The sequence below is a fragment of the Marinobacter sp. MIT930201 genome (assembly GCF_047122665.1).
Lineage (GTDB): Bacteria > Pseudomonadota > Gammaproteobacteria > Pseudomonadales > Oleiphilaceae > Marinobacter > Marinobacter salarius.
In genome coordinates this window covers 1,006,193-1,030,742 of the sequence record NZ_CP138916.1, presented here as the reverse complement: position 1 = coordinate 1,030,742, position 24,550 = coordinate 1,006,193, and the positions used below count along the sequence as shown (strand labels likewise).

General features: G+C 58.0%; 25 protein-coding genes. 15 read left to right on the top strand and 10 right to left on the bottom strand.

The genetic code is table 11. From position 1 onward, the window contains the following. The first annotated feature begins 36 nt into the window (after window positions 1–36). The 11 genes from SIC19_RS04915 (at window position 37) to SIC19_RS04865 (ending at window position 12,540) form a co-directional block, all read left to right on the top strand. Complete coding sequence (locus SIC19_RS04915) at window positions 37–855, top strand: hypothetical protein (protein ID WP_036204032.1); 819 nt, start codon at window positions 37–39, stop codon at window positions 853–855. A 75-nt stretch (window positions 856–930) separates the two neighbouring features. After that, entirely contained in the window at window positions 931–1,791 is an 861-nt protein-coding gene (locus tag SIC19_RS04910; RefSeq protein ID WP_041336562.1) for a mechanosensitive ion channel family protein, read from the top strand. Next, window positions 1,784–2,269: an ATP-dependent zinc protease gene (locus SIC19_RS04905; RefSeq protein WP_087148985.1), complete on the top strand. Its 486-nt coding sequence runs from the start codon at window positions 1,784–1,786 to the stop codon at window positions 2,267–2,269. Before SIC19_RS04910 ends, SIC19_RS04905 begins: the two co-directional genes overlap by 8 nt. Beyond that, window positions 2,266–3,171 (top strand): 30S ribosomal protein S6--L-glutamate ligase, encoded by a 906-nt coding sequence (gene rimK, locus SIC19_RS04900; protein WP_036204038.1) that lies wholly within the window; start codon window positions 2,266–2,268, stop codon window positions 3,169–3,171. The genes SIC19_RS04905 and rimK overlap by 4 nt, the downstream gene beginning before the upstream one ends. A gap of 1 nt (window position 3,172) precedes the next feature. Continuing rightward, entirely contained in the window at window positions 3,173–4,240 is a 1,068-nt protein-coding gene (locus SIC19_RS04895) for a succinylglutamate desuccinylase/aspartoacylase family protein (RefSeq protein WP_036204041.1), read from the top strand. Between the two features lie 14 nt (window positions 4,241–4,254). Beyond that, a complete protein-coding gene (locus SIC19_RS04890) occupies window positions 4,255–4,680 on the top strand; it encodes a secondary thiamine-phosphate synthase enzyme YjbQ (RefSeq protein ID WP_075196001.1) in 426 nt (141 codons plus the stop codon). A gap of 100 nt (window positions 4,681–4,780) precedes the next feature. Next, entirely contained in the window at window positions 4,781–5,770 is a 990-nt protein-coding gene (locus SIC19_RS04885; RefSeq protein ID WP_075196000.1) for an ornithine cyclodeaminase family protein, read from the top strand. 241 nt (window positions 5,771–6,011) lie between these two features. After that, on the top strand, window positions 6,012–6,992 hold the full coding sequence (locus SIC19_RS04880) for a TAXI family TRAP transporter solute-binding subunit (protein WP_036204049.1): 981 nt from the start codon (window positions 6,012–6,014) through the stop codon (window positions 6,990–6,992). Window positions 6,993–7,082: 90 nt separating this feature from the next. Next, on the top strand, window positions 7,083–9,263 hold the full coding sequence (locus SIC19_RS04875; protein WP_075195999.1) for a TRAP transporter permease: 2,181 nt from the start codon (window positions 7,083–7,085) through the stop codon (window positions 9,261–9,263). A 113-nt stretch (window positions 9,264–9,376) separates the two neighbouring features. After that, window positions 9,377–11,191 carry a sensor histidine kinase gene (locus tag SIC19_RS04870; protein WP_075195998.1) on the top strand — a complete coding sequence of 605 codons (1,815 nt, stop codon included), beginning with the start codon at window positions 9,377–9,379 and terminating at the stop codon, window positions 11,189–11,191. Next, window positions 11,188–12,540, top strand: a complete 1,353-nt coding sequence (locus tag SIC19_RS04865) for a sigma-54-dependent transcriptional regulator (RefSeq protein WP_075195997.1) — start codon at window positions 11,188–11,190, stop codon at window positions 12,538–12,540. Before SIC19_RS04870 ends, SIC19_RS04865 begins: the two co-directional genes overlap by 4 nt. Before the next feature lie 16 nt (window positions 12,541–12,556). Here SIC19_RS04865 and SIC19_RS04860 read toward each other — a convergent pair whose 3' ends face one another. Both SIC19_RS04860 and SIC19_RS04855 read right to left on the bottom strand, forming a co-directional pair. Next, entirely contained in the window at window positions 12,557–13,237 is a 681-nt protein-coding gene (locus SIC19_RS04860; RefSeq protein ID WP_075195996.1) for a response regulator, read from the bottom strand. Then, window positions 13,234–14,826: a sensor histidine kinase gene (locus SIC19_RS04855; protein ID WP_075195995.1), complete on the bottom strand. Its 1,593-nt coding sequence runs from the start codon at window positions 14,824–14,826 to the stop codon at window positions 13,234–13,236. Before SIC19_RS04855 ends, SIC19_RS04860 begins: the two co-directional genes overlap by 4 nt. Before the next feature lie 266 nt (window positions 14,827–15,092). Between SIC19_RS04855 and SIC19_RS04850 the strand changes: the two genes are divergently transcribed. The 3 genes from SIC19_RS04850 to SIC19_RS04840 are packed head-to-tail and all read left to right on the top strand — an operon-like array spanning window position 15,093 to window position 18,039. Continuing rightward, window positions 15,093–16,070 carry a Bug family tripartite tricarboxylate transporter substrate binding protein gene (locus SIC19_RS04850; RefSeq protein WP_036204065.1) on the top strand — a complete coding sequence of 326 codons (978 nt, stop codon included), beginning with the start codon at window positions 15,093–15,095 and terminating at the stop codon, window positions 16,068–16,070. After that, on the top strand, window positions 16,067–16,513 hold the full coding sequence (locus SIC19_RS04845) for a tripartite tricarboxylate transporter TctB family protein (RefSeq protein ID WP_036204068.1): 447 nt from the start codon (window positions 16,067–16,069) through the stop codon (window positions 16,511–16,513). The genes SIC19_RS04850 and SIC19_RS04845 overlap by 4 nt, the downstream gene beginning before the upstream one ends. Next, a complete protein-coding gene (locus SIC19_RS04840; RefSeq protein ID WP_036204071.1) occupies window positions 16,513–18,039 on the top strand; it encodes a tripartite tricarboxylate transporter permease in 1,527 nt (508 codons plus the stop codon). The genes SIC19_RS04845 and SIC19_RS04840 overlap by 1 nt, the downstream gene beginning before the upstream one ends. Window positions 18,040–18,109: 70 nt before the next feature. Here the strand turns inward: SIC19_RS04840 and SIC19_RS04835 are convergent, their stop codons facing one another. From SIC19_RS04835 to SIC19_RS04825, 3 genes are read right to left on the bottom strand one after another with little or no spacing between them, the layout of a single operon-like run. Further along, window positions 18,110–19,495, bottom strand: coding sequence for a PhoH family protein (locus tag SIC19_RS04835; protein ID WP_036204072.1), 1,386 nt, complete (start codon window positions 19,493–19,495; stop codon window positions 18,110–18,112). A gap of 20 nt (window positions 19,496–19,515) precedes the next feature. Then, a complete protein-coding gene (locus SIC19_RS04830; protein ID WP_036204075.1) occupies window positions 19,516–20,007 on the bottom strand; it encodes a CBS domain-containing protein in 492 nt (163 codons plus the stop codon). A 58-nt stretch (window positions 20,008–20,065) separates the two neighbouring features. After that, a complete protein-coding gene (locus SIC19_RS04825) occupies window positions 20,066–20,815 on the bottom strand; it encodes an START domain-containing protein (RefSeq protein WP_075195994.1) in 750 nt (249 codons plus the stop codon). Between the two features lie 131 nt (window positions 20,816–20,946). Here SIC19_RS04825 and SIC19_RS04820 point away from each other — a divergent pair, with 131 nt between their 5' ends. Beyond that, entirely contained in the window at window positions 20,947–21,960 is a 1,014-nt protein-coding gene (locus SIC19_RS04820) for a DUF2804 domain-containing protein (protein WP_075195993.1), read from the top strand. A gap of 8 nt (window positions 21,961–21,968) precedes the next feature. Here the strand turns inward: SIC19_RS04820 and minE are convergent, their stop codons facing one another. The 5 genes from minE to SIC19_RS04795 form a co-directional block, all read right to left on the bottom strand. Beyond that, window positions 21,969–22,223 (bottom strand): cell division topological specificity factor MinE, encoded by a 255-nt coding sequence (minE, locus tag SIC19_RS04815; RefSeq protein WP_007154416.1) that lies wholly within the window; start codon window positions 22,221–22,223, stop codon window positions 21,969–21,971. A gap of 3 nt (window positions 22,224–22,226) precedes the next feature. Further along, window positions 22,227–23,039, bottom strand: coding sequence for a septum site-determining protein MinD (minD, locus tag SIC19_RS04810; RefSeq protein ID WP_036204085.1), 813 nt, complete (start codon window positions 23,037–23,039; stop codon window positions 22,227–22,229). Between the two features lie 65 nt (window positions 23,040–23,104). Beyond that, a complete protein-coding gene (minC, locus tag SIC19_RS04805; protein WP_036204088.1) occupies window positions 23,105–23,875 on the bottom strand; it encodes a septum site-determining protein MinC in 771 nt (256 codons plus the stop codon). Next, on the bottom strand, window positions 23,872–24,261 hold the full coding sequence (locus SIC19_RS04800; protein WP_036204091.1) for a HopJ type III effector protein: 390 nt from the start codon (window positions 24,259–24,261) through the stop codon (window positions 23,872–23,874). Before SIC19_RS04800 ends, minC begins: the two co-directional genes overlap by 4 nt. After that, a complete protein-coding gene (locus SIC19_RS04795) occupies window positions 24,258–24,539 on the bottom strand; it encodes a DUF1244 domain-containing protein (RefSeq protein ID WP_036204094.1) in 282 nt (93 codons plus the stop codon). Before SIC19_RS04795 ends, SIC19_RS04800 begins: the two co-directional genes overlap by 4 nt. Window positions 24,540–24,550 lie beyond the last annotated feature (11 nt).

The window sequence follows — 24,550 nt, the reverse complement described above, 5'->3', positions numbered from 1 at the left end:
ATAGTTAATGGAAGAATTTATGGACAAAGGGCCGGAATGACGACGAGTCTGGACACACAGCGAACGATGCAGGATGGCCACTGGGCAACGCCTTACACATTGGAACCCGGGCAGACGCAATACCACGAACTCAGCCACACCCGAATCTGGATAACCCTGCTGGATCAGGAATGGCTGATCCGCTACCAGCGTATGCCCGAAGACGACAATCAGGAGCGTTGGCAGCAAAGGGTAACCCACACGCTACCCGATGCGGATCTGGAGGTTCATCGGTTCGTACGGCCGGATGATGGCAGTCAGGTTTGCTACCTGCCAGCGATGTCCAGCCTTGCTACGGTGATACGTCCCTATCAGCCGCTGACCATCCCCGCCGAGAGTGAGTGCACCATTTACGTGGGCACCCTCCTGTGGATGCGAATCCAGGCTGGAAGCAAAGGCACGCACCTGATGGAACTGCCGCTGGCAGATCCGTCGTTGACCTGGGTGGGAAGAACCACCATGGAAGGCGAGCTGTGCTACTCCGCCGCCACGTTTGCGCGCCTGGTGCTCGAAGCTGTGCCCAAACGTCCCTGGCGGGCGATTACCCCGGTGCGGATCGTCAATGAACGACAGGAACCGCTGTTGCTGGAGCGGTTCAATCTGCCCACCCCGTTGCTGTCCCTTCATCGCAATGACAAGGGGCAGCTATGGACACCGCGTGTGACGGTGACCTGCGAAACCGATATGAACTCAGCACGCCTGAAGATTGACCAGTCGCTTATTGCTGCTGCCGGGCAGTGCGAGCTTATTTCGCCGGCGCGGGAACAAACCTCCCGTGGCGGGTTGGTACGAGCCTACGACCGTATATTTGGCTGATATCATCGGCCAATTGTCGACATCGAATCCGTAAACGGAGTTACCTCCTTGATTGAGCAGTTTGAAAGCAGCCTGATGCAGTTTTTTGGTGCCATTGCCTGGGGCAAGTGGATCAGCACCCTGTTCCTGTTGATTCTTGGCATTGTGCTGGCTTCATTTGCGGCCCGTGGAGTTACCCGCTTCATGGAGGACCGTGCGTCACGGCACCACACGGTGATGTTGAGGCGGCTGGTTTTCTACATCGTGCTGGCCATATTCTTCGTCGCCGCCTTGCGTGAAGCCGGCTTCTCTCTCGACGTGGTGCTCGGTGCCGCCGGTATACTGACGGTTGCTATTGGTTTCGCCTCCCAGACGTCCGCCTCCAATATGATCAGCGGTCTGTTCCTGCTGGTGGAGAAGCCATTTGAAATAGGTAACTTTATTGAAGTGGAGAACACCATTGGCGAGGTGGTTTCCATTGATATGCTAAGTGTGAAGTTGCGCACGCCGGACAACCTGTATGTGCGTATTCCCAATGAAACCCTGATCAAGACCCGCGTGGTCAACCGCTCACGCTTTCCCATCCGTCGTATGGATCTGACGGTGGGCATTGCCTACGCCGAGGATGTGGAGCGGGTTGAAAAACTGCTTCTTGAGCTCGCGAGACAGAACAGTGCGAGTCTGGAAGAGCCGAAGGCATTTGTACTGGTCACCGGGTTTGGTCCATCCTCAGTGGACCTGCAGTTCTCGTTCTGGGTGCCCAGCAACAAAGTGTTGGAGGGTCGTAGCCAGATGATGGTGGCCATCAAGAAAACGCTTGATGAGGAGGGCGTTGAAATACCCTTCCCTCATACGAGCATTTATGCCGGAAGCCATTCCGAGCCCTTCCGGGTGGAGCTGCTTCGGCCGGAAACCACAACCAACAAGGGAGGCCCGGATGCCGACCAGAATGGATGATGCCTCGAAAGCCGGCCCGGTGCCGGACACAGACGGAAAGCTGGCATTGGGCTGGCGCGAGTGGGTTGCCCTGCCGGAGTTCGACATTTCCCGGATCAAGGCGAAAGTGGATACCGGTGCCCGCACCTCTTGTCTGCATACCTTCCGTACCGAACCCTACACAGAGAGCGGTCAGCGCCGGGTCCGCTTTTGGGTGCACCCGGTTCAGAACGATCTACATCACGTGGTGGAGTGCGATGCGGCGGTTCTGGATGAGCGCAACGTCTCGGACTCCGGTGGTCATAAAGAACTGCGCCTGGTGATCGAAACCCGGTTGGTGCTCGGCAACATCGAGTGGCCCATCGAAATGACATTGACCAATCGTGACTCCATGCGTTTCCGTATGCTGCTTGGTCGAACGGCAATGGCCAGGCGCGCCATTGTTCTTCCTGAATGTTCCTATCTTGCCGGCGAGCCGGCCCTAAGGACGAAAACATGAAAATTGCGATTCTGTCGCGTAACCGTCATCTCTACTCAACTCGTCGTCTGGTGGAGGAAGGGATCAATCGGGGCCACGAAGTGAAGGTGATCGATTGCCTGCACTGCTCCATGAACATCACGTCCGCGGACCCTCGCATTCACTACCACGAGGAAGTCCTGGAAGATTTCGATGTGGTGATCCCCCGTATTGGCGCGTCGGTGACCTTCTACGGGACGGCCGTGTTGCGGCAGTTCGAGATGATGGGCGTTTTCCCCGTCAATGAGTCCGTGGCCATTACCCGCTCTCGGGACAAGCTGCGTTCATTGCAGTTGCTGGCCCGAAAGGGCGTTGGCATGCCGGTGACCGGCTTCGCCAACAAGCCGGACAACGTGCCGGAACTGCTGCAGATGGTGGGCGGTGCTCCCGTCGTTATTAAACTGCTGCAGGGCACCCAGGGCATTGGCGTGGTGCTGGCCGAAACCCGCAAAGCGGCGGAAAGTGTCATTGAGGCTTTCATGGGCCTGAAAGCGGACATTCTCGTGCAGGAATTCATCAAGGAAGCCGGTGGCGCCGATATCCGCTGTTTCGTGATTGGTGACAAGGTGATTGCGGCGATGAAACGTCAGGGTGGGGAAGGAGAGTTCCGTTCCAACCTGCACCGGGGCGGTACTGCCTCTCTGGTGAGGATCACCCCCGAAGAGCGCAAAACGGCGATCACGGCTGCAAAATCCATGGGCCTGAACGTGGCCGGTGTGGATCTGCTGCGTTCCAGCCGCGGGCCCCTGGTTATGGAAGTGAACTCCTCACCGGGCCTGGAAGGTATTGAAAATGCCACCAGCAAGAACGTGGCCGGCATGATCATCAACTGGACCGAGAAAAACCAGAAGCCCTGGAAAACCCGCACCAAGGGGAGAGGCTGATATGGCTGCTCGGGCGCCGTTTGTTATCGCCGGTCACGAGGTCAAGGCCGGCACTCGACAGACTGTTGAGATTCCGGTTGCCAAACTATATACCCACACGCCACTGCATATTCCCGTTGAAGTGGTTCATGGGCGTCGAAGCGGGCCGGTACTGATGGTTTGCGGAGCGATACACGGGGATGAAATCAACGGTGTCGAGATTGTGCGCAGGGTGCTGACCAACTCCGCCCTGCGGCATTTGCGGGGGACGTTAGTGGCGGTTCCCATCGTGAATATTTTCGGGTTTGTCCAGCGCACCCGTTACCTTCCGGACCGCCGGGATTTGAACCGTTGCTTCCCGGGCAGCGAAACCGGCTCCCTCGGTGGTCGCATTGCCTACCTGTTGCGCACGCAGATCATGGAGAATGTCTCCCACATTATTGACCTGCATACGGGCGCCATACACCGGTTCAATTTGCCGCAGATTCGCGCGGAGCTCAAAAACCCGGAAACCATCCGTATGGCTGAGGCCTTTGGTGCGCCCATTATCATCAACGCCAGCCTGCGGGAGGGCAGCCTTCGCGCCTACGCTGATTCCCAGGATATTCCGGTGGTCACCTTCGAGGGCGGGGAGGCCCTGCGATTTGACGATGTGGTGATTTCCAGCGGCGTGAAAGGGGTCATCCGGGTGATGCGGGAACTGGAGATGATTCCCGCCAAGAAAGGCCCCAAGGCCCCGAGGAAACGCTCGGAAACGGCGGCAAACTCGCAGTGGGTGCGAACGGACACCGATGGCATCATGCGCCCGGTTGCCAGTCTTGGCCAGAAAGTCCGTAAAGGTCAGAGACTGGCCATGGTAGCCGACCCGTTCGGCGAGTCGGAAACCGCAGTGACATCACCCTGTTCCGGCATTGTTATTTGTGTGAATAACCTGCCGCTGGTAAACGAGGGCGAGGCGATCTACCACATTGCCCGATTTGACGAACTCAGCGAGGCGGAGAAGGCAATGGACTATTTCCGCAGCAGCTATGAAGGAGATGTGGGCGACGACGTGGTGCCCGTCCATCCCTGGGACGACCGGCAGAAATAGAAACGAGGTTGGACATGATCTGGGATCAGACCTTTATCGAACTGAAGCCCCAACCCAGGGGCTTTCACCTGGTAACCAATGAAATCCTGGCCCAGGCGCCGGCCCTGCAGAACTGTCAGGTGGGGCTTTTACACCTGTTTATCCAACACACGTCGGCCTCCCTGGCCATTAACGAGAACGCCGACCCGGACGTGCGCGGCGATCTGGAGCGCCATTTCAATGTGATGGTGCCCGAGAATGCGCCCCACTATGAGCACACCATGGAAGGCCCGGACGACATGCCGGCTCATATAAAAAGTGTTCTGGTCGGCCCCTCACTGACCATTCCCGTGAACGAAGGACACCTTGCCCTGGGCACCTGGCAGGGGATCTATCTGTGCGAACACCGGGACCGGGCCGGCGGTAGACGGGTCGTAGCAACTTTGCAGGGACGGTGGTAACCGCTTGCTGTCACATAAGAAAGTGGCTGGGTGTTCGCCCTTGTAAACCATGCATCACGGGCGCCTTTCTCTGTAGGCACCCTGAACGGGAGCTCAAAGTATGCAAATACTCGACCCTGAAATCGTCGCCGAAAACCTGCCCTGGAATGCGCTCGTCGACCAGTTGGAACGTGCTTTCGCTGGCGGCATCGTAACACCACCTCGCCACCATCATGCCGTTGAGCGTCAGGACGGGGAGGCTACGATGCTGCTGATGCCGGCGTGGGAAGATCAGGGTAAACAGCCGGGCTATCTTGGGGTGAAGATGGTGAACGTTTTCCCCCAGAATGCGAATCGCGGCATGCCCGCGATCAGCGGCGTTTACCTGCTGAGCGATGGCGCCACGGGCCAGCCCCTGGCCTGTATTGATGGTAGTGAGCTGACCCGTCGGCGCACTGCCGCGGCCTCCGCCCTGGCAGCCCGCTACCTGGCCCGCGAAGATGCCGAGACCCTGGTTGTCGTGGGCACTGGCAAGCTGGCGCCAATGTTGATTGAAGCCCATGCGTCGGTGCGGCCGATTCGCCGGGTCGTGGTGTATGGTCGCAACCTGAGCAAAGCTGAGGATCTGGCCCGGTCGTACTCGGGTTACCGTAAAGGGCAGGCGGCATTTGAGTCCGTTACCGCTACCGACAACCTGGCCTCGGTGGTTCCAGAGGCGGACATCGTCAGTGCGGCGACGCTCTCAACCCAGCCCATGATTCAGGGTGAATGGTTGAAACCCGGAACGCATCTGGATCTGGTTGGGGCATTCCGAAAGAATATGCGGGAGACCGACAGCGAATGCGTTGCTCGTTCTGATGTCTTTGTTGACTCTTATGCCGGCGCTAGAGGCGAAGCGGGAGATCTGCACTTTGCTGTGAACGATGGCGTTTTTGCCATGGACAAGATTCAGGCGGAGTTGTCTGAACTGGCAAGTGGTACCCATGCTGGCCGCAACGGTGATGATGCCATTACCCTGTTCAAATCCGTGGGTGTTTCGCTGGAAGATCTGGCTGCGGCGATCCTGGTTTGGGAGAACTACTCGAGTTCCAGTAAACAGGGTAAAGCCTGATCACACGGTTTTTGTCGTGCAATATGGGTGGATCTCCACCCATTACCTTCCTGGAAATGGGTGGAATGTTACCCGCTACTGCTTGATCTGCCCCGGCTTTATTAATGAAATATTTGTAAGATCAATTAGTTGCCGTATCTGGCCTGCTAGTTGCTGTTGTTCGTTGCTGTAAGTGTCCAACCGGAACCTGCTGGGCTCCGTTCTAGCACCCAACAAACACAACGAAACGGGAGCATTCTCTATGAAAACCCAATCCGTCTTTGCCATGGCATTTGTCTCAACGTTTGCCGCCACCAGTCCCGCCATTGCTCAGGACCGGTCTGATTGGCCGGATAACTTCACGGTCGGTACCGCAAGTCAGGGGGGAACCTACTTTGCGTATGGGTCCGGATGGGCAAACTTTGTCGCCGAGAACCTGGGCGTATCCGGTGGTGCTGAAATTACCGGTGGTCCGATGCAGAATATGGCGCTGGTTCATACTGGCGATCTGAAGTTCGGGCTGACCACCATGGGGCCGGCGCAGGAGTCCATCGACGGTAACAGCCCACTGGCACCGGGCATGAAAATGGACAATGTGTGCGCGATGTTTCCCATGTATGAAACGCCGTTTTCCGTCACCGCACTTTCCAGTTCCGGCATTACGTCTATCTCTGATATTCCCGATGGCGCCACCATCGGATTCGGGCCGGCCGGCTCCACATCCGACACCTATTTCCCCCGCATCATGGAAACCCTGGGCGTCAATTTTGAACGCCGCAACGGTAGCTGGTCTGACTTGGGCGGGCAGTTGCAGGATGGTCTGATTGACGTGGTGGCCTTTGCCGCCGGTATTCCTATCCCGGCCGTCAGCCAGTTGGAAGTGCAGACCGATGTGACCATCATCGGCATGACGGATGAAGAGGCCAAGAAGGTGACTGCGAATTTCCCGGTATCGGAATTCACCATTCCAGCCAGCACCTACCAGTCCCTGAATGAGCCGTCCCGCGTGGTCTCCATGTGGAACTTCGCCATGGTCAACTGCGACATGCCGGAGAGCTTTGTGTATGAAATTACCAAGCTGACCATGGAGAACAACGACAAGATGGTGTCCATCCACAAGGCCGCCAAAAACTCCATTCCGGAAAACTACACGAAGAACAACGTCTTGCCCTGGCATCCTGGCGCAGCTCGTTGGTTCAACGAAAACGGCTACACGATCGAAGACAGCAAGATCAATCAGTAACCATCGTGTGCTCAGGAGGGTCGCGGTGGTGGCCCTCCTGAGCAAAGCCGGCGAACCGCCGGCCCCGTTTCCCCGTGAGCAGGGTCTATCATGACTGACAAGCAACACCCCGAAGAACACCCGGTGAACGACATTGGCGATGACCACGTCCTGGCCCACGATGTCGATGAAGAGCCGGTTGAGGCCAATCGCCGCCTGTTTGAAGGCGGTATGCTGAAACTCGTGACGTTACTGGCCATCGCCTACTCGTCGTTTCATCTTTACAGCTTGAACATTGCGCCGCTGGAAACCTGGTCTTTCCGGATTGTCCACATTGCGGGGGCCCTGGTGTTGGGCTTCATCCTGTTTGCCGGTGCCCGTTTTGTCTCCGCCGAAGACGGTCCCGCACGCCATCGCTGGACAACATGGATTGGTGCCGTGGCTCTGGTGCCGGCCCTATACGCGCTGTACCAGACATTTTCATTCCACCAGATGATCCTGGATGGCACCCAGAGAGTTCCAGTTGACCTCGAAACCTGGCATTTCGGCTGGCCGCTGTTGGCCGCCAGTGCGATCGGTATCGTGATGAGCTGGTTTCACCAGCGCGAGCGCTCCCGCTTCAGTGTGCCGGATCTGGTGCTGATTGTGTGTTCGGTGGCGGTCGCTGCCTATTTTCTGGTGGTTTATAACACCTCCATGCGCATGTCCACGGGCACCTCGTTTGCGCCGGTCGGCATTTCATTCGCGGCCATTGCCGGCACAGCCCTGATCATGGAGCTGACTCGCCGGGTGGCAGGTCTGGCTCTGGTCATTATCGGGCTGGTCTTCCTGGTATATGTCTTCCTTGGGCCCTACCTGCCTGGCTTCCTGGGTTATCCTGGTTTATCGGTTCAGCGCTTCTTCAGTCAGGTGTATACCGACGCTGGTATCCTCGGCCCGACCACCGCCGTGTCGTCGACCTATATCATCCTGTTTATCGTCTTCGCCGCCTTCCTGCAGGCGTCAAAAGTGGGCGATTATTTCGTGAACTTCGCCTTCGCCGCGGCGGGTCGCACCCGGGGTGGCCCGGCCAAGGTGTCGATTTTTGCCTCCGGCCTGATGGGTATGATCAACGGAACCAGCGCTGGCAACGTGGTCTCCACCGGCTCCTTGACCATTCCGCTGATGAAAAAGGTGGGTTACAGCAAACGGTCGGCAGGGGCCGTGGAAGCGGCAGCCTCTACCGGTGGGCAAATCATGCCACCGATTATGGGGGCGGGCGCCTTCATCATGGCTGAGATTACCGGCATTCCTTATACCGAGATTGCCATTGCGGCGATCATCCCGGCCATCCTTTACTTCGCCTCGGTCTATTTCATGGTGGACTTTGAGGCGGCGAAGACCGGCATGCGTGGCATGCGCGAGGATGAGTTGCCCAAGCTCAAGACCATGGTGAAGCAGTGCTACCTGTTTGTGCCCATTATTATTCTGATTGTGGCGCTCTTCATGGGCTACTCAGTGATCCGGGCCGGTACGCTTGCCACCGTGTCTGCCGCAGTTGTCAGTTGGTTCTCGCCCAACAAAATGGGCATACGGAAGATCCTTGAGGCGCTGGAAATTGCGTCGTACATGGCCATCCAGATCATTGTGGTATGTGCGGCGGCCGGTGTGATTGTGGGCGTCATTTCCCTGACCGGTGTTGGAGCGCGGTTTTCCGTGTTGCTGCTGGACGTGGCCGAGGCCAGCCAATTGCTGGCGCTGATCTTCGCCATGTTCATCTCGATCCTGTTGGGTATGGGCATGCCAACTACCGCCGCATACGCAGTTGCCGCGTCGGTGGTCGCCCCGGGCCTGGTTCAGTTGGGCATCGAGCCGCTTACAGCACACTTCTTCGTGTTCTATTTTGCGGTGGTGTCAGCCATTACCCCGCCGGTTGCACTGGCCTCCTATGCGGCTGCCGGGATTTCGGGCGCCAATGCGATGGAGACCTCCGTGGCCTCGTTCCGAATTGGTATTGCAGCGTTCATCGTGCCATTCATGTTTTTCTACAACGGCGCCTTGCTGATGGATGCCGGCTGGTTTGATATCGCCCGAGCACTGATCACCGCTCTGTTCGGAGTGTATATGCTGTCCGGTGGTGTGCTGGGCTGGTTTGCACGGGCCTCCGCCGGTGTGATCACCCGTCTTCTGCTGATCGGTGCGGCGTTGCTGATGATCGAAGGCGGTTTATGGACAGACCTCAGCGGTATTGCTCTGGCGGTGGTTGCGTTCCTGGCGCAGCGTCAGAGCAAACTGCGTCCGGCGAGCACCTGAACAGCAGCGGCTGGAGTGTCCGGGCCAGGGCGGTCGAGTTGAAACTCGATTGCCCTGGCCCGGACAGGGCTATACTCTAGCGGCTTTCAACGGTTTTTCAGGAACCGGAGTGTATGTCCTACCGGATTATCGCGTTTCTTGTTTTTCTGGTGACTCTGGCCTTCTCATGGATGTTGGGTGGCTGGTATGGCTACCGGCAGGTTGAACAGGAGAGCGTGGAAGAGTCGTTTCGTTATCGCCAACTTGTGGCCAATGAGCTTAACCGGTATGTGCCCATCCCCGAGTTGATGGCCGAGCATCCGTTGTTGGCAGAAGCCCTGGCATCACCGGGTGACCCAGGTACACTTCTGCGGGCTAACGACCAGATGCAGCGAATGGCGACCATCGTCGGCAGTTCGGATGTCTATCTTATGGATGCCTCCGGAACCACTATTGCGGCTAACAACTATCTGCGCAGGGACAGCTTTGTGGGCCGCAACTTTGATTTCAGGCCCTATTTTCAGGACGCCATGGCGAGCGGGGATTCCGCCATCTATTTTGCCCTGGGCGTCACCTCCGATGTCCGCGGGCTGTATTTCTCCCATCCTGTCCGTGATGACAGCGGCGAGATTCTGGGTGTTATCGCCATGAAAGTGCTGGTGCATGAACTGGAATCACAGTGGCGTCGCCCCGCCTCATTGAGGGATTCGGAAATGGTCGTGTTGGACGACGCTGGCATCAGTTTCCTGTCCAGCAAGAGCGAGTGGCTGTACCGGAACTTTACCGGTGACAGCGGCGGCGCTCCCAGTGAGCAGTCTCGCCAGCGTTACCCTGACCGTGAGCTTTCGCCGATTGATTTCGACAGCCTGGGATCACCCTGGGGGCTTTCCGACAGGGCAGGGACCATGCGTATCCACAACGATGGAGAAAGCCGCGAATACCTCAGGGTGCTTACACCCCTGCCACGCCTGGACTGGACGCTTCAGGTGATGGTCAGTACCCGCACTGTGCTGTGGAGTCGGCTCGGGTTTGCGGCGGTGGGCGTGGCGATTTTCGTGGTCGGCTTGCTCGCCTCGCTGTATTTGCGGGAACGCTATCGGCGGGAGGCTGAACTGGCACACAGGGGAGAGCAGCTTGAGCTCAGCGTCGCCAGCAGAACGGCGGAGCTTGAGCGTTCCAACCAGCAACTTCTGGATGAAATCCGCGAGCGGGAGAAAACCCGCGATGAGCTCCGGGAAACCCAGCATGAGTTGATCCAGGCAGCCAAGCTTGCCGTGCTTGGTCAGATGTCTGCAGGCCTGAACCATGAAATTAACCAGCCGCTCACGGCGATTCAGACCTATGCCCGCAACAGTCGTCGGTTCCTTGAGAAAGGGGCGACGGAGACGGTGGATGCCAACCTTTCAGAGATCATCACCCTGTGTGACAAAATGGCGGAGCTTACCCGCCAGTTCAAGGTGTTTGCCCGCAAATCGGAAGGGCCACCGGCACTGGTTGATTTGCGGCAATCGGTCGACGGTGCCCTAAAGATAATGGCGGCGCAGGAGAGCCGATCCGATATCTCCATTCAATGGCACCGCCCGGAACAACCGGTACAGTGCCATGGAGATCTGATCCGGATCGAACAGGTTATGGTGAACCTGGTGGCGAACGCTATTCAGGCAGTCGAAAGCAGCGAACGGCCGGAGATCACCATTGATGTGGAAGAAGATGACGGGCATTGGTATTGCCTTGTGCGGGATAACGGTTCCGGCCTGCCGGGCAGTACGGAGCGGATCTTCGAGCCTTTTTTCACCACCAAATCGGTAAAGCAGGGGCTCGGGCTGGGCCTTTCGATATCCCGGCAGATCGTGGACGCGCTGGGCGGCAGCCTGACGGGGCGTAACCGGAGCGACGGACCGGGCGCGGAGTTCGTATTGACACTCAGAAAGCGGGAGGCCACCGAATGACAGACGCATCGGTAATTTTTGTGGACGATGACCCGCACATCCGCCAGGCCATCGCGCAAACCCTTACCCTGGAAGACCTTTCCATTGCGTGTTTCGAGGACGCGCGGTCTGGTCTTGAGAGCATCTCACAGGACTATGAGGGCGTCGTGCTATGTGACTACAACATGCCGGGAATGGATGGCCTGGAAATGCTCGACAGGATTCGCGCCATGGATGAAACCATCCCGGTGATCATCCTGACCGGGCAGGGCGATATCAGCACGGCCGTCACCGCGATGCAGCAGGGCGCCTATGATTTCATCGAAAAACCCTTTGATCACGACGAGCTTCTGGAGCTGCTTCGCCATGCATTGGAAAAGCGCCACCTCGCGCTGGAAAACCGGCGGCTGAAGGCCCAGCTGAAGCATCTGGCCCGGCCAGGCCCCCGAATCCTGGGGGATTCAGCCGGTATGCAGAAAGTGATGGCGACCATCGACCCGGTACTGGATATCTCCGCCAATATCCTGTTGCACGGTGAGACCGGTTCGGGGAAGGATGCCTTGGCCCGCTATATCCACGAGAACAGCCCCCGAAGCGCTCACAACTTCGTTGCTATCAACTGTGGTGCTGTGCCCGAGAATCTGATCGAGAGCGAGCTTTTCGGTCACGAAGCCGGTGCCTTTACCGGTGCGGAAAAGCGCCGCATCGGAAAAATCGAGTATGCGCACAAGGGCACTCTGTTCCTGGATGAGCTGGAAAGCATGCCCATGGCCCTGCAGGTAAAGCTGCTGAGGGTGCTCGAAGAACAGCGTGTGGAGCGCCTGGGCAGCAATCAGGTGCAGAATGTGGATGTTCGCATTATCGCCGCCACCAAGGCTGACTTGAAGCAGCTCAGCGACGAAGGCGAGTTCCGTGCTGACCTGTACTACCGGCTGAACGTGGTGAAGCTGGATATTCCGCCACTGCGTGAACGCAAGGACGATATTCCCGTACTGTTTCACCATTTTGTGCTGATTGCGGCAGCCCGCTACGACCGCGAAAGCATCCCGCTGGATGCCAGCCAGGCCGCGCGTCTGATGCAGCATAGCTGGCCGGGGAATGTGCGGGAGTTAAGGAACCTGGCCGAGCGCTACGTTCTGCTGGGGCCAGCGGCGTTGGACGAAAACGATTCCTCCGTCACCGCCAATGTGTCCGGGCGCCAGACTCTGTCCGAGATGATGGACGACTTTGAACGTTCCGCCGTCGTCAGTGCGCTCAATGCCTGCCATGGCAGCATTAAGGACACCATGGTCCAGCTAGGCATTGCCCGTAAGACGCTGTACGACAAAATGAAGAAGTACGGGCTGGACAAGTCTCAGTTCCGGGATTGACCCTAAAGGCAGGGGTTCAGACGCGATACCGCCGTTCCGGTCGACCGACGCTGCCGTAGGTAACTTCCGCGGTTAACTCCCCCCGGCCAACGAGGAATTCCAGGTAGCGTCGCGCTGTCGTTCGTGACGCGCCCATGGCCTGGCCGACTTCCTCGGCACTCCACTGGCCGGATGAAACCACCTCGCGAATTTTATCCAATGTGATGCTATCGATGCCCTTGGGCAGTCTGTCTGTGGGTGCGGGCTGACTGGCTTCGCTTGACCCTCTGGGCAGCAGGGCATCGACTTCTTTCTGGGCGATTTGCACCAGGCCAGACAGTTGCCGCAAGTGGTCGCGGTAACGGTTGACGGCTTCCTCAAGGCGTTCGAAAACCAGGGGCTTGAGGATGTAGTCGAAGACGCCGCCGCGCAGGGCGCTCTTGAGCGGTTCCACTTCCTTGGCGGCGGTAATAAGAATAACGTCACTGCTGCTATCCCGCGCCCGGAGTTCCCGCAGCAGATCCAGACCATTGCCGTCGGGAAAATAGATATCCAGCAGGATCAGGTGTGGGGCCATAACGTCGATAAGGTCGCGTGCATCCCCCAGGCTGTGGGCAATGCCGCAAAGCTCCACATCCTCGAGTCGTTCAACAAACCGGCGCTGGATTTCGGCGATCTGCCGGTCGTCCTCAACAATCAGGATCCGAAGGGTATTCAATGGCTGTCACTCCCCTGACTGGTTTTCGGAAGGTAAAGGGTAAATCGCGAGCCCACGCCCGGTAGATTCTCCACCGTGATGGAGCCGCCCCAGCGATTCAGGAACTGACGCACCAGGTGCAGGCCATAACCGTGTTCTTCAGCGCCCGGCTTGGTGGTTACGCCTTTCTCGAAGATCTTCTGTTGAGATTCTTCCGGGATACCGGGCCCCTGATCTTCAACCTCAAAGATCAGTTCATGCCCCAAGTCTGTCATGGATAGCTGAACCCGTCCTCCTTCGCCCGTTTGATGAAGGGTCGCCTCGAGGGCGTTGTCGATGAGGTTGCCGAGGACACTCACCAACTGATCCCGCGGCATGTCGGCGGGTATGTCCACCATGCGGCTTTCGGCATCGATCTGTAAGCCCAGCCCCATCTCCCGGGCGCGATTGTACTTGCCCATAAGGCAACCGGCGATAACCGGATCGGGGACGGCTTCCAGAAGCAGGTGAATCAGTGCCTGATGGTCGCTGACTTCGCTGCCGATCAGATTCAACGCGTCGTCATAGGCTTCAATCTGGATCAGGCCCGCGATGGTGTGGAGCTTATTCGAGTATTCGTGAGTCTGGCTTCGCAAGGTATCTGCGTATTGTTGTATGCGAGTCAGTTGCCGGCTGACCTGATCCACCTCGTCCTTCAGCCTGAAACTGGCCACAACACCGGTAATCTCAGCGCCCTGGCGAACAGGTAACCGGTTGACGATCATCTGTCGGTTTCTCAGCCAGACCTCGCGGTCGAAGTCCGGCGTGCCGGATTCTAGTACCGACAGCAGGTCACTTTCGGGCAGAACATCGAGAATGGGACGGCCTGACAGCGGCGTGTCGGGGTCGATACCCAGGGTTTCCAGGGCGGTGCGGTTGAAGGTCGTGATTACACCGTCGCGGTTGATGGCGATGATGCCCTCCCGAACGGACTGCAAGGTGGCGTCCCGCTCCTGGAACAGGCGTGCGATTTCCTCGGGTTCCAGGCCGAAAATGGCGCGCTTGAAGCGCCCGGCGATCACCATCGCGATGAGTATGCTGACCAGCAGGGTAAGGCCAACCACGGTATACAGTACGAAGCTGTAGCGTTTGATGGTGGCATCCACCTGGTCAACTCCGTATCCCACGGAGACAATGCCGATGATCTCGCCAGTTTCTGGCTCGATCACCGGGGCCTTGCCACGCATGGACTCGCCGAGGCTGCCCGTGGCCCTTGCCACATAGGCCTTGCCATCAACCAGGGCACGCCGGCCCAGGTCACCGTCATCGTCGGCCATGGAGTGGCCAATGCGATCAGGGGAGGGGTGTGCCAGGCGTATGCCCTGGTGGTCACCAATGACGATGAACAAAGCTTCGTTGGTGCGGGTCAGTCGATTTGCCAGCCGGTTCAGCCCTTCAATATCACGCTCGTGTACGCCCTCGATCACCGAGGGGGCTGCCGCGACGGTCTTCGACACCATGAGAGCCCGTTGTCCGATTTCATCAAACAGGGAGTCGCTGAGGTAATAGCCGGCGAACACGCCTATGAGGATCGTCTGCGCTGCGCTGACGAATCCGAGCGTGAGGATCATTCGGGTTTTCAGTTTGGTTTTTCGGAACACGTTGTCAGCAGTGATTGGTTTGTTGTCGTTATGGGGTCAGGTTAAAACACCCGCTTTACGATTGCCCGTAAATTTTATGAACGAAACGCCCTTTAGTTTCTTTAAAGGCATTACGCGCACAAACTTCTGGCCTCAGTGGTGAATCTTTAACCTCAGTCCGGTAGCGCTTCACGTTGGCCCTGAACGCGGGCCCGTACCCTGGAAGCGATCACAAAAACAAGACAGAGGTGACAATCATGACTCTCAAACGAAGCTTGTCGTTTATCGCGGCAGCGGCTTTCAGCCTTAATGCCATGGCATGGCAACCCTCCGGAAAAGTGGAATGCATCGCCCCGTCCGACCCGGGTGGCGGCTGGGACTTTACCTGTCGCAGCGCTGGTAATGTAATGAGGGACCTTGGCCTGGTTGATGGCACCGTACAGACCATCAATATGGCCGGTGCTGGCGGCGGTGTTGCCTATGCTCACACGGTCAGCAAACGAGCGGAAGATGACAAGCTGATCGTCGCCGCATCAACGGCAACCACCACCCGTCTCGCCCAGAAACAGTTCCCCGGGCTGGATGCCGATATGGTGACCTGGATTGGCGCACTGGGCGCGGATTACGGCGTCATTGCCGTAGGCAAGGACTCACAGTATGAGAACCTGAATCAACTGCTCGATGCCATCAAGCAGAATCCGAAATCCGTCAAGTTCGCGGGCGGCAGTGCCCGGGGTGGCTGGGATCATCTGAAGGTGCTGATCACCGCGAAGGCCGCCGGCGCCGATCGACTGCCCGCCATTCCGTACCTTTCCTACAATAACGGTGGTGAGGCCATGACCCAGGTGGTCGGTGGCCAGGTCGACGCCTTCACCGGTGATATCTCCGAAGTCACCGGTTTCCTGTCGTCGGGCGACCTTCGTGTTCTGGCCGTGCTGGCCGACGAGCGCCTGCCGGGTGAATTTTCCGATATTCCGACCGCAAAAGAGCAGGGCGTTGACGCCGTTGGCCCGAACTGGCGCGGTTTTTACATGCCCAAGGGTGCTTCCAGTGAGTCCAAGGCGTTTTGGGTCGAGACCGTCGATACCCTGTATGCCAGTGAGGAGTGGAAAAAGGTGATGAAGGCCAATGGTCTCATCCCGTTCCATCCGCCTGCAGATGAGTTCGACAGCTTTGTCGAGCAACAGGTACAGGACATCGAGAACCTGTCCCGCGAAATAGGACTGCTGAAATGACAGGCCTGGGTGATCGGCTTCTTGGCCTGGGCCTGATGGTTCTGGCGGTGGCTTACGGCTGGGTTGCACAGCAGTGGCCCGAGCCGTTTGGCGGCGCCGAAACCGTTGGGCCGGAAACCTTTCCAACCATCCTTGCGGTGGTTCTGGTTGCCGGCAGCATCTATCTGATGGTCAAGCCGGACCCCGACGCCCAGTGGCCGCTGGGCCGGTCCGCAGTTGAGCTGGTGGTGTCGCTGGTTGTGCTGGTGGTCTACGCGATGCTGCTTGAACCCCTGGGGTTTGTCATCTCGACAACCCTGGCGGTTGGCACCCTTAGCTGGCGCATGGGCGCGCCCGCCAGGAATGCCTTTTTAACGGGCCTGATCAGCGCCGTGGTGGTGTTCGTCCTGTTCAACTATGGCCTGGCGTTGAGCTTGCCTGCTGGCATCCTGGAGGTGAACTGATGGAAACGCTCGGTTTTCTGATGGAGGGGTTTGCGGTTGCCCTGACACCGTACAACCTGATGTTTGCGCTCTTCGGCGCTTTCGTGGGCACCCTGATTGGTTGTTTGCCTGGCCTGGGGCCGGCAAACGGTGTGGCGATCCTCATCCCGTTGGCGTTTACCCTTGGCTTGCCGCCGGAAACTGCCATGATCCTGCTGACATCGGTTTACGCCGGCGCGATGTATGGCGGCCGTATTTCCTCCATCCTGCTCAACATTCCCGGTGACGAACCGGCGATGATGACCTGCCTGGATGGCTACCCCATGGCCCAAAAGGGGCGGGCGGCCGATGCGCTGGCGATCTCTGCTATTGCGTCCTTTGCCGGTGGGCTGATCGGCACTATAGGGTTGATCATGCTTGCCCCCGTGCTGGCGAGGTTTGCCTTGAGTTTCGGCCCGGCGGAGTATTTCGCGTTGTTCCTGCTGGCCTTCGCCACCCTGGGTGGTATTACCGGCAAGAACCCGATGAAGACGGTGATTGCCGCGACCCTGGGGATCATGATCTCCACTGTGGGCATCGATATCTCCACCGGCACCCAGCGCTACACCTTCGGTGTGCTGGAGCTGTACGAGGGTATTGATTTCATCCTGGCGATTGTTGGCCTTTTCGCCATTTCGGAGTTGTTGTTCTTCGTCGAGTCGCGCATGGGCGGTGGGCGTAAGAAAATGAACGTGGGCAAGCTGACCCTTACCTTCAAGGAGTTGGTCTCCACGGTTCCCACCCAGCTTCGTGGCGGCGTGCTTGGATTCATTTCCGGCGTGCTGCCGGGTGCCGGTGCGTCCCTGGGCAGTTTTATCAGCTACACCCTCGAAAAGAGCGTGATAGGCAAGAAGGGCACGTTCGGCGAGGGCGATATCCGGGGTGTGGTGGCGCCTGAGGCGGGCAACAACGGTGCCTCATCAGGCGCGCTCGTACCCATGTTGACCCTGGGCGTGCCAGGTAGCGGTACCACCGCGGTGCTGTTGGCGATGCTGATTTCATTGAACATCACTCCGGGCCCGCTGATGTTTACCCAGAACGCCGATATTGTCTGGGGCGTCATTGCCGCCCTGCTGATTGGCAATGTGCTGCTGCTGGTGCTTAACATCCCGTTGGTTGGCTTCTTTGTGCGCCTGCTGTCGGTGCCGCCCATGTACTTGCTGCCGATTGTGACCATGGTTGCCTTCGTGGGCATCTATTCCATCAGCAACAGCGCCTTCGACCTGTATTTCATGGTGGCGTTTGGCGTGGCGGGTTATTTCCTGCGCAAACTGGAAATTCCGGTGGTGCCGATTATTCTCGGGCTATTGCTCGGACCGGAGATGGAGAAGAACCTGGGGCATGCCCTGGTGTTGTCAGACGGCGACTGGAGCATTCTGTGGGAAAGCACCCTGGCCAAGAGCTTCTGGCTGGTTGCCGCTCTGAGCCTGGTGTTGCCTTATGTGGTGGGTCCGGTGCTGCGTCGCCGCATGAACGCGGCCATGAAGGAAAGCCCGGCCAGCGACTGATTCGGTTCCCGGTCGCTAACCTCCGCTTTGCCGCACCGGATGATCGGTGCGGCTTTTTTGTGCGCGCTGGTTAGAGATTCGCTTCGGCGTACTCCGCTAGAACAGAGCGCGGGACGCCCTGCAGGTGAATGTGCCCGCCATGGCGGAAGCTCTTGAAGCGCTCGGTCATGTAGGTCAGGCCTGAGCTCAGGGCGCTCAGATAAGGGGTGTCGATCTGAGCCAGGTTACCCAGGCAGATCACTTTGGAGCCGTTGCCGGCACGGGTGATGATGGTCTTGATCTGATGCGGTGTCAGGTTCTGGGATTCGTCGATGATGATCAGGCTGTGTTGGAAGCTGCGGCCACGAATGTAGTTCATCGACTTGAAGTGCAGTGGCACCTTGCTGAGGATGTAGTCCACGCTGGCGGTCATATTTTCATCGTCTTCGTGGAGAGCTTCGAGGTTGTCCACGATGGCCCCCAGCCAGGGCTCCATTTTCTCCGCTTCGGTGCCGGGGAGGAAGCCAATGTCCTCGTCCAGACCCTGAGTGCTACGGGTGGCGATGATGCGTTTGTACAGCTTGCTGGCAACCGTCATTTCGATACAGGCCGCGAGGGCGAGGATGGTTTTACCGGAGCCGGCGGAACCGGTCAGGTTTACCAGGTGGATATCGGGGTCCAGCAGCAGGTTCAGGGCAATGGCCTGGTATATATCCCGCGGTACCAGGCCCCAGACTTCCTCGTGCATCAGATCGTGCTGGTGCAGATCCCGAATGACAATCTGGTCTTCGCCCACATCAGACACCTTGCCAACGAATCCCTGTTCATCAATAACGAACTCGTTGATGGTCAGCCTGGCCAGGTCGCCCTCACGACGAAGGATGTGTTCGGTAATACCCTCCCGCTGGATGGTTTCGACTTTCTCGATGGTGTCCCAGAACGAGTTCGGGAATTCTTTGTACCCTTTCGGCAGCAGGTCAATATCGTCCAGCAGCATGTCGTTGTGATAGTCCTGGGCCTCCACGCCGAAGCCCCGGGCTTTCAATCGCATGTTGATGTCCTTGCTGACAAGGATGATGTCGCGCGATGTGTGGCGGGTTTGCAGGGCCGCCAGGGTATTGATGATCTTGTTGTCGTTCAGGTGCTCGGGCAGGCCATGGTTGCCCTGGTAGTCCGTGCTCATCAGTATCGATAACGCGCCGAGCGGTTCTGCTTTCTTGCCGCGCACGATGGGTACGCCTTTCTCGATTTCTCCTGGGCTGGCGTCACCCAGCAACTTGTCGATGTTGCGGATGGCCTGTCGGCAATCGGCAGCAACGGCCTGTTTGCCGGATTTGAGACTGTCGAGTTCTTCGAGGACCGTCATCGGAATGATGACGTCGTGTTCTTCAAAGTTCAGGAGGGCGTTCGGGTCGTGGATGAGGACGTTGGTGTCGAGGACATACATCTTTCTGCGAGCCTGCGATGCTCTTGGCATAGGGTGTGATACCTCTCTGGTCAGCCGTTCCCGGCACAGCGGTTGGTGAGCTCCTGGTCGGAGATCAGTTTGAGCATGTCATACGTGGTCACAATACCGGTGATCTTTTCGTCTTTGGTGATGAAAATCCGGTGCAGGTGTTCACGCATCATAATATCGGCAATGTCGCGCACAGGCGTTTGCTCGTCAACCGATAAAACGATAGGGGTCATGATGTCACGCACTTCCACCGGCACCTTGCCCATCTCCTCAAAAATGGCCATGCGCAGGCGCCGGGCTTCGTGTTCTTCTTCCGGGGTCATGCGCGCATCGGACTCGGAACGGCTGGCGTTCCAGCGGAATTCGGTGATGTCCTTCAGGGTGGCAATGCCGACAATCTCGCCCGTTTCGTCGGTAACCGGGCTGCCGGTGATTTCGTTGTCAGTGAGGAACCTGGCCAGACGGTCCATCGTCCAGGATTGGGGTACGGCCTTGATGCTCGGGGTCATGATCTCGTAGGCGAGAACGGTCATTGACGAATCGGCTCCGTTAGCAGGTCCTTTGTAAAAGAGCTTAGCTGTTGCTGATGTTCTAGTCATCCCCTGATTCAGCTTTGGGGGCTACATCTTTCAGTTGGCCCTGCGAGTCATAGATCAGTTCGTAGTTCTGGTAACGGTCCCACTGGGCAACCCGTTCCAACTGCTCCATGGAACGGATAGGAATGTCCACCAGCAGGGTGTTGACCAGCCAGCCGGGTATCGAACCGTTTGGCTCGGTGTGTTGAACCCAGATCATCCGGGTCTGGCCGTCTTCGGGAATAAAGCGGTAAAGGGTGTCGGACTTGTCGACACGGATGTAGTCATCTTCCTCGGCCCGTTGATCGGGAATGGCGTTGAGGTCCATCACGATTTCGCCGTCGACCTGTTGGCCCCGGGTGCGAATCCGTAGTACGTAATCCCGGTCGGTGACCGGCCAGGGCATATCGTTGACCGAGTAGGCGTAGCGCTCATCAAAGTCACCCGAGCCGAAGGCATAGGATTCCGAGCAGTTATGAACCCACTGAACACAGGATTTGGGATTGATCATAACCGCCATCAGATTCTCGATCGGCACATCAAGCACAGCCACAGCCTTGAAGGCCTGGAAGCTGGAGTTCGGCTGATCAGTGGTATAGACCCGGATACGATCGGTTTCCTTGCGAAGGCTCCAGTTTTCTGAGTCTTCGGCTGGCAGCCCGGCGAAGGTCAAACCTGAGGCCTGCAGGAAAACCGTGGTGGCTGCGAGCCAGATGACGCGTCGATTGGCCGGGCGTTGGTTGCCACGGGCTCTCAGGTTTTGCATGAGGTACACTTCCTTGAACATGGTCGGGCGAGTCTAGCACGACTGATCTGGTGCCAACCTGCTACGATCGGGGGTTTGTGAACTGGGTAACTGACTGAATTCCTGACGTTAACATTTGGCCCGAATTGACGATGAAAAAACCGAACAAGCGACTGATCGATGACCGAGGGCGGATTCCCTACGGCGTATTGGACACACCAGTGGATGTCATCAACTACCGGGACTTTGACCTCCGTACGGTGATGGATAAACCGCGCTCGGCCCTGGCCCGTAAAACCCGTTTTAACCAGTTCCAGTTCGTCAGTGCGATGGCGCCGGGTTGGGTGTTCGGGCTGGCGGTAGTGGATCTGAAACTGGTCAGTACGGCGTTTTTCTATCTTTATGATTTCAAGACCGGGCAGATGCTGGAGCAGTCCCTGACGCAGCCATTGGCGAAGGGAACTCACATTGAGCCAAGGCCTGAAACCGGGGTGACGGAGTTTCGTAAAGGGAAAACATGCGTTCGTATTACGTCGGACGGCCACTCGCGTGGTGTGTTGGTTTCCGGCCCCGGTGACCTCCGGATAGCCCTGAATATAGAAGGGGACACCCGCCCTCTGCGACTGGTGTGCCCAGCCGGTTACAGCGGTTGGGTGTTTACCCGTAAATCAGCGGGTCTGCCGGTGTCCGGAGACATTCGGTGGCAGGGACAGAGCTGGCAATGCGACTCGCTGTCACGCGCAGCCGTTGATTGGAGTTGCGGCTTTATGAGGCGCGAAACCGCCTGGAACTGGGCGAGTGTGGCAGGGGTGCTGGCAGATGGTCGTGCCGTTGGTCTCAATCTGGCGGCGGGCGTGAATGAAACCGGTATGACGGAAAATGCGCTCTGGCTGGAAGGGCGCTGTATCAAGCTCGGGCAGGCCCGTTTCGTGTTTGATCGCTACAATGAAACCGCACCCTGGCAGGTCACCACGGACGATGGCAGGATCGATCTCTGGTTTGAGCCATCGGGGGTTCGGCGGGAGCGACTCAATGCATGGCTGATTGCCTCCAATTTCCGCCAGTACATTGGTGCCTTTTCCGGCACAGTGCGCGATGAGGCGGGCAACTCAGTCCCCGTAGACGGGCTACGGGGACTGATGGAGGATCACTTCGCACGCTGGTAGTGGCGCGGTCAGTGTTCCGGCAGGGTAACGTTCAGTTCCAGTACCGAACAGCTGTCGTTGCGGTCAACTTCCACCTGGACCTGGTCATCGCTGATCTGAACGTACTTGCGGATGACCGCAAGCAGCTCTTTCTGCAATTCTGGCAGGTAGTCAGGTTGGTCGCGCTGGCCCCGTTCGTGGGCAACAATGATCTGTAGGCGTTCCTTGGCAACGCTGGCGGACCGGTTGTTTTTCTTGCTCTTGAAATAATCCAGGAAACTCATCCGTCAGCCCCCCTTGAACATCCGTGAGAAGAAACCTTTTTTCTGGGACGTCATGAAGCGATGTTCTCGCTCCTCACCCAGAAGGCGGGCCACGGCATCATCATAGGCCTGTCCGGCATCGCTGTCTTCCTCAAGAATGACCGGAACGCCCTGGTTGGAGGCATTCAGTACCACCTGGGACTCCGGAATCACGCCCAGCAGGGGGATGGCGAGAATTTCCTCCACATCGGCCACGGAAAGCATTTCGCCCTTTTCCACCCGATCCGGGTTGTAGCGGGATAGCAGCAGGTGTTCCTTTACGGGGTCCTGCCCCATCTCGGCTCTCCGCGACTTGCTCTGCAGGATGCCGAGAATACGGTCTGAATCCCGCACCGAGGACACTTCCGGGTTGGTAACAACTACCGCCTCATCGGCATAGTAGAGCGCCATCAGGGCGCCATGCTCAATGCCGGCGGGAGAATCACAGACAATGTAGTCAAACCGCTCGGACAGCTCGTTGATCACCTTCTCAACGCCATCTTTGGTCAGGGCTTCCTTTTCCCGGGTCTGGGAGGCCGGCAGGATATACAGGGTGTCGACCCGTTTGTCCCGGATCAGAGCCTGGTTGAGAGTGGCTTCGCCCTGGATCACATTCACGAAGTCGTACACCACCCTGCGTTCGCAGTTCATGATGAGATCCAGGTTGCGCAGGCCCACGTCGAAATCGATCACCACGGTTTTGTGGCCTCGCTTCGCCAGGCCGGTGCTGATAGAGGCGCTGGTTGTGGTTTTACCTACGCCACCTTTTCCTGAGGTAACGACAATGATTCTAGCCAAGGTTGCATTCCTGTTTTGCGGTGGATTCGTCGTTTTTCCCGCCCGTGCGGGTAGTTACGTTCTTTTCAGGCCTTCTCCAGTGGCGTTACCACCAGCAGGTCATCCCTGAGCTGGATCTGTACGGCGGTTTTCCAGCCGTTGTCCTGAAGATCTTCGGAGATTTTATAGTGTCCGGCGATGGACACAAGCTCTGCTTCAAGAGACTGGCAGAATACCCGTGCATGTTCCGCGCCGTGAATACCCGCGAGGGCCCGCCCGCGCAATGGTCCGTACACATGAACGTTGCCGGCCGCAAGCACTTCGGCGCCGGCTTGAACCGGCGCAAGGATGATCAGGTCGCCCTCGGGTGCGTAAACCTGCTGGCCCGAACGGACTGGCTGATTGATGATTTTCGCGGGCGCTGGCTCACCCGGATTCTCGACCCTGGCGGGAGTCGGGTTTTCGGTCGGTTCAGTGGCGGCCGATTCCGTGGCCGGCGCGGTATCGATGTCCCGGTCGCGCTGGTTGCCACCGGGAAGCAGCGCCAATGACGCACCGCGGGCGAGGCGGCGCTGATCATCGTTGCCACCGCGTACGCCGATGACATGGATGTTGTGGCGGCGGCAGGCGCCGATGATCTTGAAAAAATCCAGTTCGCTGCTCAGCCCCTCATACTTTTCCAGGCTGATGATCAGGGGGATGTCCTTGAAGAATCCGGGTGCCTGGCTGATTTTGTCTCTGAGCGTGCTTTCGAAGTCGTCATTGTCAAAAAAATACAGCTCCAGTGCGGTCATGGAAACGTTCGCACTCTTCAGTTGGAAGCACTGCTTTACCCCGGATACGGCGGTCTCGCTCATGGATGGGTCTCTTCCGTGGTGTCGTCCTGAGTAGTGCCCGGGCGTTTGCGAAGCGCCGGGCCGTCAAAGCGGATACCGGACCAGCCGGTGCCCATGAACTGGCGGATATTGCCATGGCTTTCACCTGCCGGTTCGTCCAGCACTTGCTGGTAGTGCTGGGCAAACAGACGCAACGTGTCGGATTCGGTCAGGTTGCAGTATTGGGCCAGGGAAAATACCCGGCATGAACCGGCGTTCTCGCCGGTGCCATTGTACAGCGGTCCGTTGTGAAACCCGGTGGGCTGATAGTCGAAGAATCGGTCAATCAGCGCCAGGGTATCGTCAAAGTCGCCATGGCCGGCCTCAACCGATGCCAGGTGGATACGAACCGCGTCATTGACGTTCATGCCTTGTGGTCCTGTTTGGGCCCTTGCTGATAGCGGGCTTTCCACTCTTCATAAGGCATGCCATAGATGATCTCCCGGGCGTCCGGGTCAGACAGCTCGAAGCCTCTCTCGGCGGCTTCGGCGCGATACCATTTGGAGAGGCAATTGCGACAGAACCCTGCCAGGTTCATAAGGTCAATATTCTGGACCTCGGTGTGCTCGCGCAGATGGTTGACCAGCTTTCGAAACGCGGCGGCTTCGATTTCCGTCTGCGATTGTTCTGGGATCGGGTTTGTCATGATTGCTCACA

Bases quoted from the DNA above. Each gene is read 5' to 3' on its own strand.
- SIC19_RS04795 (WP_036204094.1), bottom strand. From the start codon at position 24,539: ATGACAAACCCGATCCCAGAACAATCGCAGACGGAAATCGAAGCCGCC.
- rimK (WP_036204038.1), top strand. From the start codon at position 2,266: ATGAAAATTGCGATTCTGTCGCGTAACCGTCATCTCTACTCAACTCGT.
- SIC19_RS04800 (WP_036204091.1), bottom strand. From the start codon at position 24,261: ATGAACGTCAATGACGCGGTTCGTATCCACCTGGCATCGGTTGAGGCC.
- SIC19_RS04850 (WP_036204065.1), top strand. From the start codon at position 15,093: ATGACTCTCAAACGAAGCTTGTCGTTTATCGCGGCAGCGGCTTTCAGC.
- SIC19_RS04840 (WP_036204071.1), top strand. From the start codon at position 16,513: ATGGAAACGCTCGGTTTTCTGATGGAGGGGTTTGCGGTTGCCCTGACA.
- SIC19_RS04830 (WP_036204075.1), bottom strand. From the start codon at position 20,007: ATGACCGTTCTCGCCTACGAGATCATGACCCCGAGCATCAAGGCCGTA.
- minC (WP_036204088.1), bottom strand. From the start codon at position 23,875: ATGAGCGAGACCGCCGTATCCGGGGTAAAGCAGTGCTTCCAACTGAAG.
- SIC19_RS04835 (WP_036204072.1), bottom strand. From the start codon at position 19,495: ATGCCAAGAGCATCGCAGGCTCGCAGAAAGATGTATGTCCTCGACACC.
- SIC19_RS04905 (WP_087148985.1), top strand. From the start codon at position 1,784: ATGGATGATGCCTCGAAAGCCGGCCCGGTGCCGGACACAGACGGAAAG.
- SIC19_RS04895 (WP_036204041.1), top strand. From the start codon at position 3,173: ATGGCTGCTCGGGCGCCGTTTGTTATCGCCGGTCACGAGGTCAAGGCC.
- SIC19_RS04885 (WP_075196000.1), top strand. From the start codon at position 4,781: ATGCAAATACTCGACCCTGAAATCGTCGCCGAAAACCTGCCCTGGAAT.
- SIC19_RS04825 (WP_075195994.1), bottom strand. From the start codon at position 20,815: ATGCAAAACCTGAGAGCCCGTGGCAACCAACGCCCGGCCAATCGACGC.
- SIC19_RS04890 (WP_075196001.1), top strand. From the start codon at position 4,255: ATGATCTGGGATCAGACCTTTATCGAACTGAAGCCCCAACCCAGGGGC.
- SIC19_RS04845 (WP_036204068.1), top strand. From the start codon at position 16,067: ATGACAGGCCTGGGTGATCGGCTTCTTGGCCTGGGCCTGATGGTTCTG.
- SIC19_RS04910 (WP_041336562.1), top strand. From the start codon at position 931: ATGCAGTTTTTTGGTGCCATTGCCTGGGGCAAGTGGATCAGCACCCTG.
- SIC19_RS04870 (WP_075195998.1), top strand. From the start codon at position 9,377: ATGTCCTACCGGATTATCGCGTTTCTTGTTTTTCTGGTGACTCTGGCC.
- SIC19_RS04855 (WP_075195995.1), bottom strand. From the start codon at position 14,826: ATGATCCTCACGCTCGGATTCGTCAGCGCAGCGCAGACGATCCTCATA.
- SIC19_RS04820 (WP_075195993.1), top strand. From the start codon at position 20,947: ATGAAAAAACCGAACAAGCGACTGATCGATGACCGAGGGCGGATTCCC.
- SIC19_RS04865 (WP_075195997.1), top strand. From the start codon at position 11,188: ATGACAGACGCATCGGTAATTTTTGTGGACGATGACCCGCACATCCGC.
- minE (WP_007154416.1), bottom strand. From the start codon at position 22,223: ATGAGTTTCCTGGATTATTTCAAGAGCAAGAAAAACAACCGGTCCGCC.
- SIC19_RS04915 (WP_036204032.1), top strand. From the start codon at position 37: ATGACGACGAGTCTGGACACACAGCGAACGATGCAGGATGGCCACTGG.
- SIC19_RS04880 (WP_036204049.1), top strand. From the start codon at position 6,012: ATGAAAACCCAATCCGTCTTTGCCATGGCATTTGTCTCAACGTTTGCC.
- SIC19_RS04875 (WP_075195999.1), top strand. From the start codon at position 7,083: ATGACTGACAAGCAACACCCCGAAGAACACCCGGTGAACGACATTGGC.